This window comes from Roseateles sp. L2-2, from assembly GCF_050613215.1.
In the GTDB taxonomy this organism is placed as follows: Bacteria; Pseudomonadota; Gammaproteobacteria; order Burkholderiales; family Burkholderiaceae_C; genus Roseateles; species Roseateles noduli.
Window position 1 is genome coordinate 5,125,305 of sequence record NZ_CP192509.1, and the last position, 16,723, is coordinate 5,142,027.

Annotated in this window: 14 protein-coding genes; 4 read left to right on the forward strand and 10 right to left on the reverse strand. The window is 68.4% G+C overall.

The genetic code is table 11. The annotated features are described in order from the left end of the window. Positions 1-144: 144 nt before the first annotated feature. From ACQZ13_RS22880 to polA, 8 genes are all read right to left on the reverse strand, one after another. Positions 145-1,869: a GspE/PulE family protein gene (locus ACQZ13_RS22880; protein WP_431053360.1), complete on the reverse strand. Its 1,725-nt coding sequence runs from the start codon at positions 1,867-1,869 to the stop codon at positions 145-147. 179 nt (positions 1,870-2,048) lie between these two features. Then, positions 2,049-2,882: a spermidine synthase gene (locus ACQZ13_RS22885; RefSeq protein WP_431048209.1), complete on the reverse strand. Its 834-nt coding sequence runs from the start codon at positions 2,880-2,882 to the stop codon at positions 2,049-2,051. Positions 2,883-2,922: 40 nt separating this feature from the next. After that, positions 2,923-3,459 (reverse strand): DNA-deoxyinosine glycosylase, encoded by a 537-nt coding sequence (locus ACQZ13_RS22890; protein ID WP_431048210.1) that lies wholly within the window; start codon positions 3,457-3,459, stop codon positions 2,923-2,925. Continuing rightward, the gene (locus tag ACQZ13_RS22895) at positions 3,452-4,285 is read right to left on the reverse strand and encodes a TatD family hydrolase (protein WP_431048211.1); all 834 of its coding nucleotides are present in this window, start codon (positions 4,283-4,285) and stop codon (positions 3,452-3,454) included. Before ACQZ13_RS22895 ends, ACQZ13_RS22890 begins: the two co-directional genes overlap by 8 nt. A gap of 39 nt (positions 4,286-4,324) precedes the next feature. Beyond that, positions 4,325-5,215 carry a formyltetrahydrofolate deformylase gene (gene purU, locus ACQZ13_RS22900; RefSeq protein ID WP_431048212.1) on the reverse strand — a complete coding sequence of 297 codons (891 nt, stop codon included), beginning with the start codon at positions 5,213-5,215 and terminating at the stop codon, positions 4,325-4,327. A 47-nt stretch (positions 5,216-5,262) separates the two neighbouring features. Then, on the reverse strand, positions 5,263-5,982 hold the full coding sequence (locus ACQZ13_RS22905; RefSeq protein ID WP_431048213.1) for an ABC transporter ATP-binding protein: 720 nt from the start codon (positions 5,980-5,982) through the stop codon (positions 5,263-5,265). Further along, positions 5,975-7,234, reverse strand: a complete 1,260-nt coding sequence (locus tag ACQZ13_RS22910; protein ID WP_431048214.1) for a lipoprotein-releasing ABC transporter permease subunit — start codon at positions 7,232-7,234, stop codon at positions 5,975-5,977. The genes ACQZ13_RS22905 and ACQZ13_RS22910 overlap by 8 nt, the downstream gene beginning before the upstream one ends. 122 nt (positions 7,235-7,356) lie before the next feature. Further along, positions 7,357-10,134 (reverse strand): DNA polymerase I, encoded by a 2,778-nt coding sequence (polA, locus tag ACQZ13_RS22915; RefSeq protein WP_431048215.1) that lies wholly within the window; start codon positions 10,132-10,134, stop codon positions 7,357-7,359. A 123-nt stretch (positions 10,135-10,257) separates the two neighbouring features. On the opposite strand from polA, the gene ACQZ13_RS22920 reads away from it, so the two are divergent. The 4 genes from ACQZ13_RS22920 to ACQZ13_RS22935 all read left to right on the forward strand — a co-directional run bounded on the left by ACQZ13_RS22920 (position 10,258) and on the right by ACQZ13_RS22935 (position 14,907). Continuing rightward, positions 10,258-10,614, forward strand: coding sequence for a hypothetical protein (locus tag ACQZ13_RS22920; RefSeq protein ID WP_431048216.1), 357 nt, complete (start codon positions 10,258-10,260; stop codon positions 10,612-10,614). Positions 10,615-10,668: 54 nt separating this feature from the next. Then, positions 10,669-11,652, forward strand: a complete 984-nt coding sequence (locus ACQZ13_RS22925; protein ID WP_431048217.1) for a homoserine kinase — start codon at positions 10,669-10,671, stop codon at positions 11,650-11,652. Beyond that, positions 11,649-12,476 (forward strand): BPSS1780 family membrane protein, encoded by an 828-nt coding sequence (locus tag ACQZ13_RS22930; RefSeq protein ID WP_431048218.1) that lies wholly within the window; start codon positions 11,649-11,651, stop codon positions 12,474-12,476. The genes ACQZ13_RS22925 and ACQZ13_RS22930 overlap by 4 nt, the downstream gene beginning before the upstream one ends. A 205-nt stretch (positions 12,477-12,681) precedes the next feature. Further along, the gene (locus ACQZ13_RS22935) at positions 12,682-14,907 is read left to right on the forward strand and encodes a PhoX family protein (protein WP_431048219.1); all 2,226 of its coding nucleotides are present in this window, start codon (positions 12,682-12,684) and stop codon (positions 14,905-14,907) included. Positions 14,908-15,030: 123 nt separating this feature from the next. Here ACQZ13_RS22935 and ACQZ13_RS22940 read toward each other — a convergent pair whose 3' ends face one another. Both ACQZ13_RS22940 and ACQZ13_RS22945 read right to left on the reverse strand, forming a co-directional pair. After that, a complete protein-coding gene (locus ACQZ13_RS22940; RefSeq protein WP_431048220.1) occupies positions 15,031-16,323 on the reverse strand; it encodes a HipA domain-containing protein in 1,293 nt (430 codons plus the stop codon). After that, a complete protein-coding gene (locus ACQZ13_RS22945) occupies positions 16,320-16,637 on the reverse strand; it encodes a helix-turn-helix transcriptional regulator (protein WP_088408724.1) in 318 nt (105 codons plus the stop codon). Before ACQZ13_RS22945 ends, ACQZ13_RS22940 begins: the two co-directional genes overlap by 4 nt. Between the last annotated feature and the right edge of the window lie 86 nt (positions 16,638-16,723).

The following is a 16,723-nucleotide window of genomic DNA, read 5'->3' on the forward strand; positions in this document are numbered from 1 at the left end:
GGAGACGCCGCGCATCGCACAGGGCGTATGGCGATCTTCACAGGCCCGGCGGGCACGGGCCTCAGGGCTTGTCTGCGCGGGCTTACCCGCCCCCTCGAGCCTGGGGGGCGGCAGACGGACGACGGAACCGGCGACCAGTGACGCTCAGGTTTCCCAGGTCGGCGTGCTGCGCAGCACCTCGTCCATCGTCGTGAGCCCTTCGGCGACCTTCATCGCGCCGCCCAGACGCAGCGGACGCAGGCCTTCCTGCACCGCTTGGCGACGCAGGGCGGTCATGTCGGTGTTCGGGTGCAGATGCTTGCGGACGCTGTCGGTCAGCAGCAGCAGTTCATACAGCCCGGCGCGACCACGGAAGCCGGTGTTGCGGCAATCGAGGCAGCCCACCGGGCGGTAGGGTTTGACGCCCCCGTTCAGGCGCCACGGCTTGAGCATCTCGTTGAGCGAGTCCCGCGTGACATCCGGATCGGGCTCCTTGCAGTTCGGGCACAGCGTGCGCACGAGGCGCTGGGCCAGCACGCCGATCACCGTCGCGTCGATCAGGTAGTTGGGCACGCCCAGGTCCACCATCCGAGTGATCGCGGAGGCCGAGTCGTTCGTGTGCAGCGTCGAGAACACCAGGTGGCCGGTCAACGAGGCCTGGATCGCCATCTCCGCGGTCTCCAGGTCGCGGATCTCGCCGACCATGATGATGTCCGGGTCCTGGCGCATCAGCGCACGCAGGCCTTCGGCGAAGTTGAAGTCGATCGCCGACTGCACCTGGGACTGGTTGAACGAAGGCTCGATCATCTCGATCGGGTCCTCGACCGTGCAGACGTTGACCTCCTCCGTCGCCAGGCGCTTGAGCGTCGAATAGAGCGTCGAGGTCTTGCCGCTGCCGGTCGGACCGGTCACGAGGATGATCCCGTGCGGCCGTGCGGTCAGGCGGTTCCAGCGCTCCGCGTCGTGGGTGGAGAAACCCAGCTGCGACAGGTCCTTGACCGCCGTGTCCGGGTCGAAGATCCGCATCACCATCTTTTCGCCGAAGGCGGTCGGCAGCGTCGACAGCCGCATTTCCACTTCTTCCCCGGCCGGGTTGCGCGTCTTGATGCGGCCATCGAGCGGACGGCGCTTCTCGACCACGTCCATGCGCCCCAGCAGCTTGATGCGCGCGGTCATCGCGCCCATCACCGTGGGCGGCAACTGGTAGACCGTGTGCAGCACGCCGTCGATGCGGAAGCGGATCACGCCCATCTCGCGGCGCGGTTCCAGATGGATGTCGCTGGCCCGCTGGTCGAAGGCGTACTGCCAGAGCCAGTCCACGACCTGCACGACGCCCTGGTCGTTGGCGTCGAGCTGGCGGCTGCTGCGGCCGAGCTCGACGAGCTGCTCGAAACTGGCCTGCTGGCTGGACTCGCCGGACTTCGTCGCGGCGCGCACCGAACGGGCCAGCGTGAAGAACTCGGTGGTGAAGCGCGCGATCTCCTGCGGATTGGCCAGGGCCAGCTTCACGCGCTTGCGGGTGTGCGATTCGATTTGCGGAATCCAGCCGACATCCTGCGGCTCGGCGACCGCGATGGTCACGTCGGTCAGGCCCACCTGGATCGGCAGACAGCGGCGCGACTCGGCGTAGCTGGCGGACATCACGTCGGCGACGCGACCCACGTCGACCTTCAGCGGATCGATGCGGACGTACGGCAGCTTCAGGCGTCCGGCGAGCCATTCGGTGAGCGCCTCGGCATCGAGCGGCTTGCCGTTGGCGACGCGCACCAGTCCCGCCGAGCCGAGTCGGGTCAACGGATGCTGGGCGCTGTGGCTCGCGCCGAAGCGGGCCTCGATACTCCGGACCTGCGCCTGGTCGATCACACCGTCTTCAGCAAGCCAATGCAGCATCTGACGCCATTCGAGGCGCGTGCCACCGCCTGCGGTCTTGGCCTGCCCCGCTGCGCCCCCCGGAGCCGACGCCTGTGCCGGCGTAGCCGCCTTGGCGGCAGGCGCCGGAACCGACGTGGCAGCCGTCGCGGGCGAGCCGCTCTTGTCCTTGGGAGGGGTCGACGTGTTGTGTTTCATGGTCACTCGTCGGAGTCGCCGGCCGCGGCCGCGTGGAGCTGTTGGATCACGTTCATCGGCAGCGGCCGGACCAGCTTCAGCCACTTCGTGGCGGGCAGGTCGTGGCGGGCCTCGATGTGGGCGGCGCGCTGCTCGAGCACCTCGCGCTCCGGCACCGCGACCCCGCGCCCGGCGACGACGATGGTATTGCCCTCGCGGGTCGGCGTCAGGTGCCAGACCTGGTCGGAGCCGAACACCTTCGCGATCCGCGCGGCGCTGCGGGTGAAGCTGGCGCTGCGGCCGAACAGGTTGACCGTCATCAGTCCGCCGTCGGCGAGTACGCGATGGCAGTCGGCATAGAAGGCTTCGTCGTCGAGGACCGGCACCGCCGCCTCGTGGTCGTAGAGGTCGACGTTGAGGACCTGCGCGCTGCCCCAGTTCGCCGCGTCGGCGACCCAGACGCCGGCATCCTCGTTGAGCACGCGCAGGCGTTCATCGTCGTCGGGCAGGTGGAACCAGTGCCGGTTGGCGCTGATGACGGTCGGGTTGATCTCGACCGCCGTGGTCTTCATCTTCAGCTGCTTGCGGCAGAAGCGCGTCAGCGCGCCCGCGCCCAGCCCGAGCTGCACCGCCTGGCCCTGCGTCATCTCGCGGACGTCGCGCCACAGCAGCCAGGCCATCATGCGCTGGACGTATTCCAGCTCCAGCTTCTCGGGCTTCTTCATCCGCATGGCGCCCTGGACCCAGATCGAGTCGAGGTGGAGGAAGCGCACCCCGTCGAATTCGCTCAGCGTGGCGCCGACCCACTCGGTCGTTCTGCCGCCCTTGTTGTCCTTCGAGTCCCGGTGCTTGCTCACGGCTGTCGTTCCCATGCCGGGTCCGCAAGGCCCGGTCTCGTCATCTGTCGTTCGAAGGCCCGGCGAGCTCCCGCCAGGCGCGAAGCTTGTCATCGTAGGGCATCGTGTACGCGGGGCTGGAGCTGGGCAGCCCCAGGACACGGTAACGGGCTGCAAGAGGTCCGAGCTGCTTCAAGCCGAAGCGCAGGGCCGTGCCGCCGTTGAAACCGATCGTGTGCAGCGCGGGCAGGTGCTGGAGCAGCCGGCCCAGGTCGCTGGCGAAGGGATTGCGGATCGCGCTGTCGAGGCTGCCTTCGCGCTCGGTCTCGGTGATGACGTCCCACACGGCGACGCGGTGGGCGCCCAGCGCGGCGAGGCGCTCGGGATACGCCATCCCGACCAGATCCACGCCGAAGACCTCGCCGACCAGCCGCCAGAACTGGTTGCGCGGATGGCCGTAGTACTGCTGCGCACGCAGCGATGCCACGCCGGGGAAACTGCCCAGCAGCAGCCATTCGGCGTCCGGCGCGTGGACGGGCGCAAGGCCCCGCCAGCGGGCGGGCTCGTCCGATGCGGACAGGTCGATCGGGTCAGCCATGCGCGCGGGCGGCTTCCAGGGCATCCAGCCGCGGCAGCGCGGCGCGCGCATTGCGCCCGGTGATCGCGGCCGTCTCCTGGACCGTCCAGCCGCGCAGTCCGGCGAGCACCTCGCCGATGCGCGGCAGCTCGCCCGGCTCGTTGCGCGAGGTGGCGCCCGCCGCGCGCTCCTCGGCGGTGCGGTACAGCCAATGCGGGGGAATGTCCGGCGCGTCCGTCTCCAGGACCAGCGCCTCGGCCGGCAGCTCCGCGGCGAGTCTGCGGATCTGCAGCGACCGGTCGAAGGTCAGCGTGCCGCCGAAGCCCAGTTTGAATCCGAGATCGATGAAGGCATCGGCCTGCTGCCGGCTGCCGTTGAAGGCATGACCGATGCCGCCGGTCTGCAGCCCGATGCGGCGCAGCCCGCCGAGCAACTGGTCCGCGCTGCGGCGCACATGGAGGATCACCGGCAGCCCATGCCGCTTCGCGAGCTTGAGCTGCTCCAGATAGAAGTGCTGCTGCGTCGCCGCGTCGAGGTCCTTGACGAAGAAGTCCAGGCCGATCTCGCCGATGCCAACCAGGCGCGGATCGTCGCGGCACTCGGCCAGCATCCGGTCCAGGCGCCCCAGGTCCTCGTCCCGTGCATGCATGACGTACAGGGGATGGATGCCCAGCGCATAGCTGAAGCCATGCGCATGCGCGAGCGCCCTCACCTGCTCGAAGTTCCCGGCGACGACCGCCGGGATCACGACCTGCGACACGCCCGCCGCCACAGCGCGCGCCACGACGGCATCGCGGTCGGGTTCGAACTCCGAAGCGTCGAGGTGGCAATGCGTGTCAGTCCACATGGCGACACCGGGCGGTGAAACAGCTGGCGTTCGCGCCGCTCAGCGGAAGACCACCGTGCGATGGCCGTTGAGCAGCACACGGTGCTCGGCATGCCACTGGATCGCGCGAGCCAGCGTCACGCATTCCACGTCGCGGCCAATGGCCACCAGTTGGTCCGGCGTCATCGAATGGTCGATGCGGGCGACGTCCTGCTCGACGATCGGCCCCTCGTCCAGATCCGAGGTCACGTAGTGCGCGGTCGCGCCGATCAGCTTGACGCCGCGCTCATGGGCCTGGTGATACGGCCGCGCGCCCTTGAAGCTGGGCAGGAAGCTGTGGTGGATGTTGATCGCGCGCCCTTCCAGGAAGCGGCACAGCTCCGGCGACAGGATCTGCATGTAGCGCGCCAGCACGACGAGGTCGATCTGCTGTTCCTCGATCAGCTCGCGGATCTTGCGTTCCTGCGCCTGCTTCTGCTCGTCGCCCGCCTGCAGCAGCGGCAGGTGATGGAACGGGATGTCATGCGACGCGGCCAGCTGATAGAAGTCGCGATGGTTGGACACGATCGCGGGGATCTCGATCGCCAGATGCCCGGTCTGCACGCGGAACAGCAGGTCGTTCAGGCAGTGCCCGAGCTTGGACACCAGCAGCAGCACGCGCGTCTTGCGCTGCGCATCGACCAGTTCCCAATCCATGGACAGCCGCGCCGCCAGCGGCGCGAACGCATCGCGCAACGCAGCCGCCGGACGGGCTTCGGCGCATTCGAACTCGATGCGCATGAAGAAGCGGCGGTGATCGGCGTCGCCATGCTGGGCCGAGGTCAGGATGTTGGCGCCCTGCTCCAGTAGGATGCCGGTCACGGCATGGACGATGCCGGCCTGATCGGGACAGCTGAGCTTCAGGATGAAGCGGGTGGACGGGGATTCCGAGGAAGGCTTCGATGCGGTCATGATGACCCGCATCGTAATCGAGCGCTCAGCGAGCCCTCAGCGACCGCTCAGGCCGAGAGCGGCTGCAGCGCGCCGCCGACCAGCCGGCGCTGATGCTCGCAGCGCGACGCCAGGTCCTGGTCGTGCGTGACCATGACGAAGGCGGTGCCCAGTTCGCGGGCCATCTCCAGCATCAGCTCGAAGACCGTTGCGGCCGTCGTGCGGTCGAGGTTGCCGGTCGGCTCGTCCGCCAGCACGCAGGCCGGGCCGGTGACCAGCGCGCGGGCGATCGCCACGCGCTGGCGCTCGCCGCCGGACAGCTCGCCCGGACGATGCAGCACGCGCGGACCGAGGCCCACGCGCGCCAGCACCTTCTGGGCCTGCTCGCGCGCCTGTTCCTGCGGCACACGACGGATGCGCAGCGGCATCGCGACGTTGTCCAGCGCGCTGAATTCCGGCAGCAGATGGTGGAACTGGTAGATGAACCCGAGGTGCTGGTTGCGCCAGTCGCCGCGGGCCTTCTCGCCGAGCTCGCCGAGGTGGCGGCCCATCAGCTCGACGCGGCCGGCGGACGGCGTGTCCAGACCGCCGAGCAGATGCAGCAGCGTGCTCTTGCCCGAGCCGGAAGCGCCCAGGATCGCCAGCGTCTCGCCGGCCTTCACGATCAGGTCCAGGTCATGGAAGACCTGCACGTCGAGCGGTCCCTCGACGAAACGCTTGCCCAGTCCCAGGCCTTGCAGCACGACCTGGCCGGGCGCGGCGCGGCGGTCGCCGTTGCGGTCATTCATAACGCAGCGCCTCCGCCGGTTGGACACGGCTGGCATTCCAGCTCGGATACAGGGTCATGACGAAGGACAGCGCCAGCGAGGTCACGGTGATCGGCAGGATGTCGCCCCATTGCGGATCGCTGGGCATGTGGCTGATGACGTAGATGCTGGCCGGCAGGAAGGTGGTGTGCAGCAGCTTCTCGATGGCCGGGACGATGACGTCCAGGTTGTGGGCGACGGCCAGTCCGAGCACCAGACCCCCGAAGGTGCCGATGATGCCGACCAGCGCGCCCTGCACCAGGAACACGCCCATGATGGAGCGCGGGCTCGCGCCGAGCGTGCGCAGGATCGCGATGTCGGCCTGCTTGTCCGTGACGGTCATGACCAGCGTCGAGACCAGGTTGAAGGCCGCGACCGCGACGATCAGCGTCAGGATGATGCCCATCATGCGCTTCTCGACCTGCACCGCGTCGTACCAGTTGGCATTGGTGCGGGTCCAGTCGCGGACGTAGACCTCGGGGCCCAGTGCGCGCTGCAGCTGGGCGCCGACCTCCCGGGCCAGCTGCACGTCGTCCAGCTTGAGCTGCACGCCGCTCGGCGTGCCGGTCCTGAACACCTTCGCCGCATCGCCGACATGGATCAGCGCCAGGCCGCTGTCGTACTCGTAGTGCCCCGCCTCGAACACACCCACCAGCGTGAACTGGCGCAGCGTCGGCTGCACGCCCAGCGGCGTCACCTGCCCAGACGGAATCGCCAGCGTGATCTTGTCGCCCTTCTGCACGCCCAGCTGGCGCGCCAGCTCGACGCCCAGAATCACGTTCCATTGCCCGGGCTGCAACCGCTCCAGCAAGCCCTGCTTCGCCAGCTCGGCCGCAATCGGCGTCACCTTCGGCTCGAATGCCGGATCGATGCCCCGCACGATCGTCCCGCGCATGTCCGAACCGCGCGCGATCAAGGCCTGACCCGACACGAACGGCGCCGCCGCCACCACATGCGGCTGCCCCTGCGCCTTCGCCGCCACAGCCTGCCAATCCGGCAGTCCATCGCCCGTCGGACTCAGCAGCTCCACATGCGCGATCACCGACAACATCCGCGCCCGCACCTCCTTCTGGAAGCCGTTCATCACCGACAACACAATGATCAACGCAGCAACACCCAGCGCAATGCCGAACATCGACACGCCGGAGATGAAGGAGATGAAGCGGTTGCGGCGCCCTCCACGCCCGGCTCGCGTGTAACGCCAGCCGATCTGCAACTCATAGGGCCAATTCATAGGGGGTGGATGCTAACCGCTCACCTTGGGGTCGCCGCTTAGGGCTGGCTGATGAGGCACCCTTCTTACTCCCTCTCCCGCTTGCGGGAGAGGGCTGGGGTGAGGGCCAGCGGCCGTGGCAGTCAGTGCGCCTCGTCCCAGTTGGCGCCAACGCCGACTTCCGCCAGGAGCGGCACCTTCAGCGCGGCAACGCCGGCCATCAAGGTCGGGATCTCGGCCTTCACCCAATCCAGTTCCTCATCCGGCACCTCGAAGACCAGTTCGTCATGCACCTGCATCACGATCTTCGTCTTCTTGCCCTGCTCATCCAGCGCCTGCTGCACCGCAATCATCGCCAGCTTGATCAGATCAGCCGCCGTGCCCTGCATAGGCGCATTGATCGCCTGACGCTCCGCACCGCTGCGACGCGGTCCATTGCCCGAATTGATCTCCGGCAGCCACAGACGCCGACCGAAGACGGTCTCGACGTAGCCCTTGTCCTTGGCGAACTGCTTCGTGTCGTCCATGTAGCTGCGCACACCGGCAAAGCGCGTGAAGTAGCGATCGATGTAGTCCTTCGCCGCCTTCTGCTCGATGCCCAGCGACTGCGCCAGCCCGAACGCGCCCATGCCGTAGATCAATCCGAAGTTGATCGTCTTGGCGTAGCGACGCTGCTCCGGCGTGACCGCGTCCAGCGCGGCACCGAAAACCTCCGCCGCTGTCGCGCGGTGAACGTCCTGCCCTTCCTGGAACGCCTTCAGCAGGCCCGGGTCCTCGCTCATGTGCGCCATGATCCGCAGCTCGATCTGCGAATAGTCCGCCGACACGATGTGATGCCCCGCCGGCGCGATGAAGGCCTCGCGCACGCGACGCCCCTCGGCCGTGCGGATGGGGATGTTCTGCAGGTTGGGCTCATTGCTGGACAGCCGTCCCGTCACCGCCACCGCCTGCGAGTAGGTCGTGTGCACACGCCCTGTCGTCGCATTGACCATCAAGGGCAGCTTGTCCGTGTAGGTGCTCTTGAGCTTGGCCAGCGAGCGGTATTCCAGGATCTTGGCCGGCAGCGGGAAGTCCGCCGACAGCTTCTCCAGCACCTCTTCGTCGGTCGACGGCGCGCCGGTCGCGGTGCGCTTGACCACCGGCAGGCCCAGCCGGTTGAAGAGGATCTCGCCGATCTGCTTGGGCGAGCCGATGTTGAACGGCTGACCCGCGATCTCGTAGGCCGCCTGCTCCGCCGCCACCATGCGCTGGCCGAGGTCGGCGCTCTGCGCCTGCAGCCGGCCTGCGTCGATCAGCACGCCGGTGCGCTCGATGCGCGCCAGCAGCGCCGACACCGGGATCTCGATCTGCTCGTAGATGAACTTCAGGCCGGCGTCCGCCTCCAGGCGCGGCATCAGCGTCTGGTGCACGTGCAGGCACATCTCGGAGTCCTCGCAGGAGTACTCCGACGCCTTGGCCACTTCCACCTGCGCGAAAGGGATCTGGTGCGCGCCCTTGCCACACAGGTCCTCGTAACTCAGGCCCTTGCGGCCGAGCACACGGTCGGCCAGCGCCTCCAGGCCGTGGCTGCGATGGGCCTCCAGCACGTAGCTCTCCAGCATGGTGTCGAAGGCCGTGCCCTGGACCGCGATGCCGTGGTTGGCCAGCACGTGGGTGTCGTACTTGACGTTCTGCGCGACCTTCTTCTTCAGCGGATCCTCGAGCCAGGGCTTGAGCTTCGCGAGCACCTCGTCCATCGGCAACTGCTCGGGCGCGTCCGGACCGTCGTGACGGATCGGGATGTAGGCGGCCTCGCCCGGCTTGACGCTGAAGCTGATGCCGACGATGCGCGCCTGCATCGGATCCAGCGAATCGGTCTCGGTGTCGAAGGCGGCCAGTTCCGCGGCGTTGAGCTGCTCGACCCAGGCGTCCAGCCGGGACATGTCCAGGATGGTCTCGTAGCGCTTGTCGACGGGGATCGCCGGGTGCTGGGTTTCCGCGTAAGGATCGGTCGGACTGGTCGCGCCGACGTCGGCTTCCGGCTTGGCGCGCTTGGGCGCGTCGCCGCCGAGCTTGCCTTCCAGGTCGCGCTTCCAGGTCTTGAAGCCGTTGCGCGTGTAGAAGTCGAGCAGCCCCGCCTCGTCCACCGGATTGAAGGCCAGCGCCTCCAGCGCGGGCCAGCCCGCGACATGGGTGCACAGGTCGCAGTCGACCTTGACGGTCACCAGCTTGCGGCCCATCGGCAGCCAGTCCAGCGCCTTGCGCAGGTTCTCGCCGGCGACGCCCTTGATCTGGTCCGCGTTGGCGATCACGCCGTCCAGCGAGCCGTGCTCGCCGATCCACTTGGCCGCGGTCTTGGGACCGACCTTCTCGACGCCGGGCACGTTGTCCACGGTGTCGCCCATCAGGGTCAGGTAGTCGATGATCCGGTCCGGCGGCACGCCGAACTTGGCCAGCACGCCGGCCTCGTCCAGCTTCTCGTTGCTCATCGTGTTGATCAGGGAGACGTCCGGCGTCACCAGCTGCGCCAGGTCCTTGTCCCCGGTCGAGATCACCACCTGGTGCCCCGCCTGCGCCGCCACCCGCGACAACGTCCCGATGCAGTCGTCGGCCTCGACGCCGGGCACCGTCAGCACGGGCCAGCCCAGCAGCTTCACGACCTCGTGGATCGGATCGATCTGCTCGCGCAGCGCGTCGGGCATCGGGGCGCGCTGGGCCTTGTACTCGGGGTACCACTCGTCGCGGAAGGTCGGGCCGGAGGCGTCGAAGACGCAGGCGGCGTGCTCGGCGCCGTAGTCGTCGCGCAGCTTCTTCAGCATGGCCACCATGCCGTGGATGGCGCCGGTGGGCTGCCCGCCGGGACCGCGCAGGTCCGGCATGGCGTGGAAGGCGCGATAGAGGTAGCTGGACCCGTCGACCAGCAGCATCAGAGGTTTGCTCATCCCGACATTGTTGCAGGCGCGCGGCACTCCGGCTGTCAGCAGGCGGAGCCTCAACCAGGCGCTCGTCCGGCGTTCGCCAGACGCCTGCCCGGGGGGACGGGCTTTCCCGGGGTCAAGACTAGAATGGGCATCACCATGAAAACCATCCGCCTCGCCCCTCTGTTCGCCCTCCTGGCCGCTGTCGCGTTCCAGGCGCACGCGGCCGACGCGCCCTCCGCGACCCCGGCCCCGGCCGAGTCCGCGAAGTTCCGCGACGTGCCCGAGGTGAAGGTCGAACAGATCGTCAACGAAGACGACAAGGTCCGCATCGAGGAAACCCGGGTGAGGGGCCTGACCCAAAAGGTCGTGGTCAAGAACAAGAACAGCAAGGCGCCCGAGTACGAGATCCTGCTCGGCGACACCGGCCGCGACCTTCCCACCCGCCAGGGCGACGACCGCGGCAATGCCGGCGCGCGCGTCTGGCGCCTCTTCAATTTCTGACCCGTCGCGGCTGACCCGCTCCGGTCGGCCCCCGGTCCGTTCCCCTTCCTTTTCATGGCCGTATTCACCGACGTCTCGACCGGGCAGGCGCAAGCGCTGCTGGACACCCTGGCCCTGGGCGACCTGCAGTCGCTCAAGGGGATCACCGCCGGCATCGAGAACACCAACTACTTCGTCACCACGACGCGCGACGGCCAGCAGCACGACTATGTGCTGACGATCTTCGAACGCCTGAGCTTCGAACAGCTGCCCTTCTATCTGGAGCTGATGCGCCACCTCGCGCGCAAGGGCATCCCCGTGCCCGCGCCGCAGCCCGACGCGCAGGACCGCATCCTGCACACCGTGGCCGGCAAGCCGGCGGCGGTGGTGGACAAGCTGCTGGGGGGCCATCAGCTGGCGCCCGACGTGTTCCATTGCGAGCAGGTCGGCGCCGGCCTCGCCCGCATGCATCTGGCCGGCCAGGACTTCCCGCTGCACCAGGACAACCTGCGCGGCCTGCCCTGGTGGCGTGAGACCGTGCCGGTCGTGCTGCCGCACGTCACGCCGGCGCAGGCCGAACTACTGACGGCCGAACTGGCGTTCCAGGAACAGCTCGCGCCCGGCGCCGCGGCGCTCCCGCGCGGGCCGGTGCACGCCGACTTGTTCCGCGACAACGTCATGTTCGACGGCCTGCCCGGTCGCGAGCGCCTGAGCGGCTTCTTCGATTTCTATTTCGCCGGCGTCGACAGTTTCCTGTTCGACCTCTGCGTCTGCCTGAACGACTGGTGCATCGACCTGGACAGCGGCCGCCTCGACGAGCAGCGCGCCGGTGCCTTCGTCAAGGCCTACGAGTCGGTGCGCCCGCTCACCGGCGCCGAGCACCGCCTGCTGCCCGGCCTGCTGCGCGCGGCGGCGCTGCGTTTCTGGATCTCGCGGCTGTGGGACTTCCACCTGCCCCGCGAGGCCAGCCTGCTCAAACCCCACGATCCGACCCATTTCGAGCGCGTCCTGCGCGAGCGCATCGCCAGGCCCTGGCATGCGCTGGAGTCCCTGCCATGATCCTGCACCTGCAAACGGTCCCGCCGCGCAACGGCCTGCTCTGGGTGCGCCACGGGCTGAAGGTGCTGCGGCGCAAGCCGATCGCGCTGATCGGCCTGTTCGCGACGGCGATGCTGGTGTCGGCGGTCCTCCAGCTGGTGCCCTTCCTCGGGCAGCTGGTCGTGATGAGCGCGCTGCCGCTGATCTCGCTGGCCTTCATGCTGGCCGCGCACCAGGTGCTGCAGTCCCACACGCCGACGGCCGCCGTCTTCCTGCAGCCGCTGCAGCTGACCAAGGAACGCCGCCGCGCCCAGATCGGGCTGGGCCTGCTCTACACCGGCTCCACCATCCTGGCGATGCTGCTGGCCCATCTGCTGGACGGCGGCGCGCTCGTACAGGGCATGGACCAGTTGGCAGCCGCCAAGGGCGATCCGAAGGTCATCGAGGCCATCGTCGCCGAAGGCAACCTGATGCCCGCCATGGCGCTGCGCTTCGCGCTGCTGGGCCTGCTCTCGATCCCGTTCTGGCATGCGCCGGCGCTGATCCACTGGGGCGGCCAGGGCGTGCTGCAGGCGCTGTTCTCCAGCACGCTGGGCGTGTGGCGCAACAAGGGCGCGTTCACCATCTCCGCGCTGGTCTGGATGGGCCTGAGCACCGGCGTGCTGATGGTGTTCTCCATCCTGGGCATGCTGCTTGGCCTCGTGAACCTGCTGCCCTTCATCCTGCTGCCCACGATGATGGCGCTGCTCACGGCGTTCTACTGCTCGCTGTACTTCACCTTTATCGACTGCTTCATGTTCGGTGCGCCGAAGGACCTGCCCGAGACGCCGGTCACGCCCGCCTGAGCGCAGCTCCGAGCGCGCTCCTGCGCGCAGGTCGCACCGCGTCACCTGAAAGCAGGTGCCAGGTCTTGCGGCTGCGCCTGCCCGCAAAACGCTTCGCCATTCGCACCGGCATTTCTCGAAGGTTTTGCTAACGGCTTTTTCACGTCAGCGTCACTTGTCCTTCGCAGAATCCGCCCGCCTTTACATCGCAGCGGAGCCTTCCCGAATGAGCAAGCAGCACGACATCGTTGCCAGCCAAGACAACGCCAACGAGTACGACGAAGACGTCATCGTCAACCCGTCCGCCAACCCGCATTTCGAAGACATCCTCGCCGCGCGCCTGTCGCGGCGCGTCGCCCTCAAGGGCGGCATCACCACGGCGGCCTCCGCGCTGCTGGGCGGCTCGATCCTGAGCGCCTGCGGCAGCAGCGACGACGCCCCCGCGCCGGCGCCCGCCCCGGCACCGGCGCCACAGCCGGCGCCGCTGAAGATCGGCTTCAACGCCGTCGCCAAGAACAAGAACGACCTGGTGACGGTGGCCGACGGCTACAACGTCAGCATCCTGCACGCACTGGGCGATCCGCTGCACTTCGGCGACGAGTCCTGGAAGGACGACGGCTCCGAATCGGCCGAGTCCTACAACCGCCGCGTCGGCGACGGCCATGACGGCATGTACTACTTCGGCATGAGCGATGCCGGCGCGTTCGACGTCAAGCGCTCGGACCGCGGCCTGCTCGCGGTGAACCACGAGTACGTCGTCGCCCCCTACGGCCTGCACCCGGCCGGCCGCGCCACCGGCGCCGCCCGCAACGCGACCGAAGTCGAGAAGGAGATCTACGCCCACGGCATCTCCGTCTGCGAGGTCAAGCGCGACGCCACCGGCACCGCCATGAGCATGGTGCGCGGTTCGAAGTACAACCGTCGCGTGACCTCGGCCACGACGATGGACTTCACCGGCCCGGCCAAGGGCAGCGCCCAGCTGCAGACGCTGTTCAGCCCGACGGGCGTGCAGACCCGCGGCACCAACAACAACTGCGCCAACGGCTACACCCCGTGGGGCACCTACCTGACCTGCGAGGAGAACTACCTCAACGTGATCAGCCGTGCCGCCGGCGACGACGCCCTGCGCAGCGGCGCCAAGGAAGTGGCCGGCCTGAACCGCTACGGCCTGCCGCAGAACCGCAAGAGCCCCTACCTGTGGGAGACGGCCGGCACCGCCGACCTGTTCGCCCGCTGGAACTCGTCGGTCACCGGCGCCGCCGCGACCGCCGACTACCGCAACACGATCAACACCTTCGGCTGGGTGGTCGAGATCGATCCGTTCGCGCCGGACTCCGTCCCCGCCAAGCGCACCGCGCTGGGCCGCTTCAACCATGAAGGCGCCTGGCCCGCCGAGGCGGTCGCCGGCAAGCCCATCGTCATCTACATGGGCGACGACTCGCGCAACGAGTACATCTACAAGTTCGTCTCCAAGGCGAACTGGGATGCGGCCGATGTCGGCAAGGGCATGGCCGCCGGCGCCAAGTACCTGGACGAAGGCACGCTGTACGTGGCCAAGTTCAACGCCGACGGCTCCGGCAACTGGATGGCGCTGACCTTCGGCGCCAACGGCCTCACCGCCGCCAACACGACCTATGCCTTCGCCGACCAGGCCGACGTCGTGATCAACGCGCGCATCGCCGGCGACATCCTGGGCGCCACCAAGATGGATCGTCCGGAATGGGGCGCCGTGCACCCGACCAACGGCGAGGTCTACATGACCTTGACCAACAACAGCAACCGCGTGGCCAACACCGCGACGCCGACCGGCAGCCAGCTCAAGCCGGACGCCGCGAACCCGCGCTACTACGTGGACATGAAGGGCGCGGCCTCGCAGACCGGCAACCCCAACGGCCACATCATCCGCTGGAAGGAAGACGCGGCCGACGTCACCAAGCTGACCTGGGACGTGTACCTGTTCGGCGCGCAGGCCGATGCGGCGGCGGACGTGAACCTGTCCGGCCTGGCCGACAGCAACGACTTCTCCAGCCCGGACGGCTTGTATTTCGACAAGCGCGGCATGTTGTGGATCCAGACCGATGACGGCGCCTACACCGACATCACGAACTGCATGATGCTGGCGGCCCTGCCGGGCAAGGTCGGCGACGGTGGGGTGGCGAACGCTGCGGGCGGCACGCAGACCATCGCGGGCGCCAAGGCGACCTCGGACACGCTGCGTCGTTTCCTGGTCGGCCCGAAGGAATGCGAGATCACCGGCATCGCGATGACGCCGGACTACAAGACGTTGTTCTTCAACGTCCAGCACCCGGGCGAGGAATCGACGCCGGACTGGAACGCCAAGACTTTCGGCAGCTACTGGCCGGCCAACCAGGCCGACCCGACGGTGAAGAAGCGTCCGCGTTCCGCGACCGTCGTGATCACCCGCAAGGACGGCGGCGAGATCGGCATCTGATTCGCCAAGGCCCGACGGCTCCGGTCTCACTGGGGCCGGAATGATTCGGGGGGTTCCCGGACGGGACGCCCCCCGAGTCGTGGAGAGCCCGCGCCAGGCGATGGCAGGGTTCTTCGAACGCCGCTACTTGGAGATGTCCGACGCGAGGGCGGCCTGACGGTCGCTCTCGCTGAGGAGGCGTCCGAGCAGACGCTCGATCACGGGCTGCGGCGCCTCGCCCGCGAGCTCACGAGCCACCGCTTCCGCCTGTGCGCGCACCAGCTCGCACAGGCGTTTCAATTCCAGCGTCAGGCTGCGCGGCGCGATGTCGCCGTCGCGGGCCAGGTCGGCCCACGCCTGCGCATCGAACGCGCGTGAGTTCGCGCCGTCATCGGCGCCATCATCGGCGTTGTCGTCCGTGCCATCGCCGACGAAGCCCTGCGCCGGCGCCACGCGCAGCCCGCCGTGATCGACGAAGAAGGACAGGTCCGCCGCTCCCGTGCCTTGGCTGCCGATGAGCTGGCGGAAGATCGTCCAGCGCAGCAGTGCGCGGCTGTCGACGAGCGGCGCGGGGCTGTGCGCCAGCAGCGAGAAGAGCTGCGCGAGCGACACGCCGTCCTGATCGGCTGGCGGTACGCCGAGCGCCTGGCAGGCGTTGATCACATGCAAGCGTCGAACGCGACCGTCGTCGAGTCGTTGCCGATCGACGCGCTCGACCAGCAGCACCGGCTCCGGCACGCGATGCAGCTGCACCGGCGCCACGTCCAGGCCCACGCGCGCGGCGAGCCGCATGCAGAAGTAGTCGTTGAAGGCCTGGTCGTCCGCCCCTTCCACCCCTGCCACGTCTTGCGCGAATGGCGCGGGGTGGAGCACATGCGTCGAGGCCATCTGCGGTCCGTCGGCGAGATGCCACCCACCGTCGCGCTCCACATAGACCGCGAGCTGGTCCCGGTCGCCGCCGAGTGCACCTCGTACCTGGCCGTCCCACACAGCGAAGGGCAACGCGTCGCGATGGCGGAGGCGTTCCGACAACTCGGCCCGGTCGATCGACCTTTGGACCGGACCGGCCGGACGTTGAAGTCCGTCCGCGATCAGGCGCACGGCGCCTGGCAGGTCGCGCCCCATCAGGCGCAAGGCGCCGTAGCGGTCGTCCTCCCGCAGGCCCAGCGCCGCAAAGGTCCGCGATCGCGCCTGGCCGGACGGCAGCAAGTGGTCGAAGAAGGCTTGCACCGCGTCGGTCATGGACTCGCTGCCGGGCCCGCCGCGCGGCGGCATCGGCAGCGACGGGGTCAGCGGAAACGCCAGCACCTCCGAGGTCCATCGTTCGAGATAGGCCAACGACAACCGGCGCGGTGAGTCCGTTGCCGCGGAGAGCGCGTCCGCCGGCTTCAGCCAGCCGACCTCATGCTCGTCGAGCCAGACCTCCACACCGTTCATGCGTCGTCCAGGTCGGAGAACTTCGAATCGCGCGCGGTGCGGATCGCGCGTCTGACGACCTCCCGCTGCTGCGACGGCACGGCGAAGAGGCTGACGCCGAGCGCCCTCGCCGCCTTGAGCACGGTGGACAGGCTGACGCCGCCCTGCCCCGTCTCGATGTTGATCAACGTCTGGCGCGACATGCCCAGCGCCTCGGCCGCTTCCACGAGCGGCAGGCGGGCGGTGGTCCGGGCGGCGCGGACGGCGGCGCCCAGCGCCAGGGCGTCCTCGACCATCGGGTCGTCGGGCGGATCGATCGGTACAACAGTGCGCATGGAGATTCCAGAATCAAAGACGTATTCGCCGGATCTCCCTCCCGGGCAATCGTGATTCCTGTTTGCTGGAATCTTTATCGCTCACC

Bases quoted from the DNA above. Each gene is read 5' to 3' on its own strand.
- ACQZ13_RS22880 (WP_431053360.1), bottom strand. From the start codon at position 1,869: ATGCTGCATTGGCTTGCTGAAGACGGTGTGATCGACCAGGCGCAGGTC.
- ACQZ13_RS22890 (WP_431048210.1), bottom strand. From the start codon at position 3,459: ATGGCTGACCCGATCGACCTGTCCGCATCGGACGAGCCCGCCCGCTGG.
- ACQZ13_RS22895 (WP_431048211.1), bottom strand. From the start codon at position 4,285: ATGTGGACTGACACGCATTGCCACCTCGACGCTTCGGAGTTCGAACCC.
- purU (WP_431048212.1), bottom strand. From the start codon at position 5,215: ATGACCGCATCGAAGCCTTCCTCGGAATCCCCGTCCACCCGCTTCATC.
- ACQZ13_RS22905 (WP_431048213.1), bottom strand. From the start codon at position 5,982: ATGAATGACCGCAACGGCGACCGCCGCGCCGCGCCCGGCCAGGTCGTG.
- ACQZ13_RS22910 (WP_431048214.1), bottom strand. From the start codon at position 7,234: ATGAATTGGCCCTATGAGTTGCAGATCGGCTGGCGTTACACGCGAGCC.
- polA (WP_431048215.1), bottom strand. From the start codon at position 10,134: ATGAGCAAACCTCTGATGCTGCTGGTCGACGGGTCCAGCTACCTCTAT.
- ACQZ13_RS22920 (WP_431048216.1), top strand. From the start codon at position 10,258: ATGGGCATCACCATGAAAACCATCCGCCTCGCCCCTCTGTTCGCCCTC.
- ACQZ13_RS22925 (WP_431048217.1), top strand. From the start codon at position 10,669: ATGGCCGTATTCACCGACGTCTCGACCGGGCAGGCGCAAGCGCTGCTG.
- ACQZ13_RS22930 (WP_431048218.1), top strand. From the start codon at position 11,649: ATGATCCTGCACCTGCAAACGGTCCCGCCGCGCAACGGCCTGCTCTGG.
- ACQZ13_RS22935 (WP_431048219.1), top strand. From the start codon at position 12,682: ATGAGCAAGCAGCACGACATCGTTGCCAGCCAAGACAACGCCAACGAG.
- ACQZ13_RS22940 (WP_431048220.1), bottom strand. From the start codon at position 16,323: ATGAACGGTGTGGAGGTCTGGCTCGACGAGCATGAGGTCGGCTGGCTG.
- ACQZ13_RS22945 (WP_088408724.1), bottom strand. From the start codon at position 16,637: ATGCGCACTGTTGTACCGATCGATCCGCCCGACGACCCGATGGTCGAG.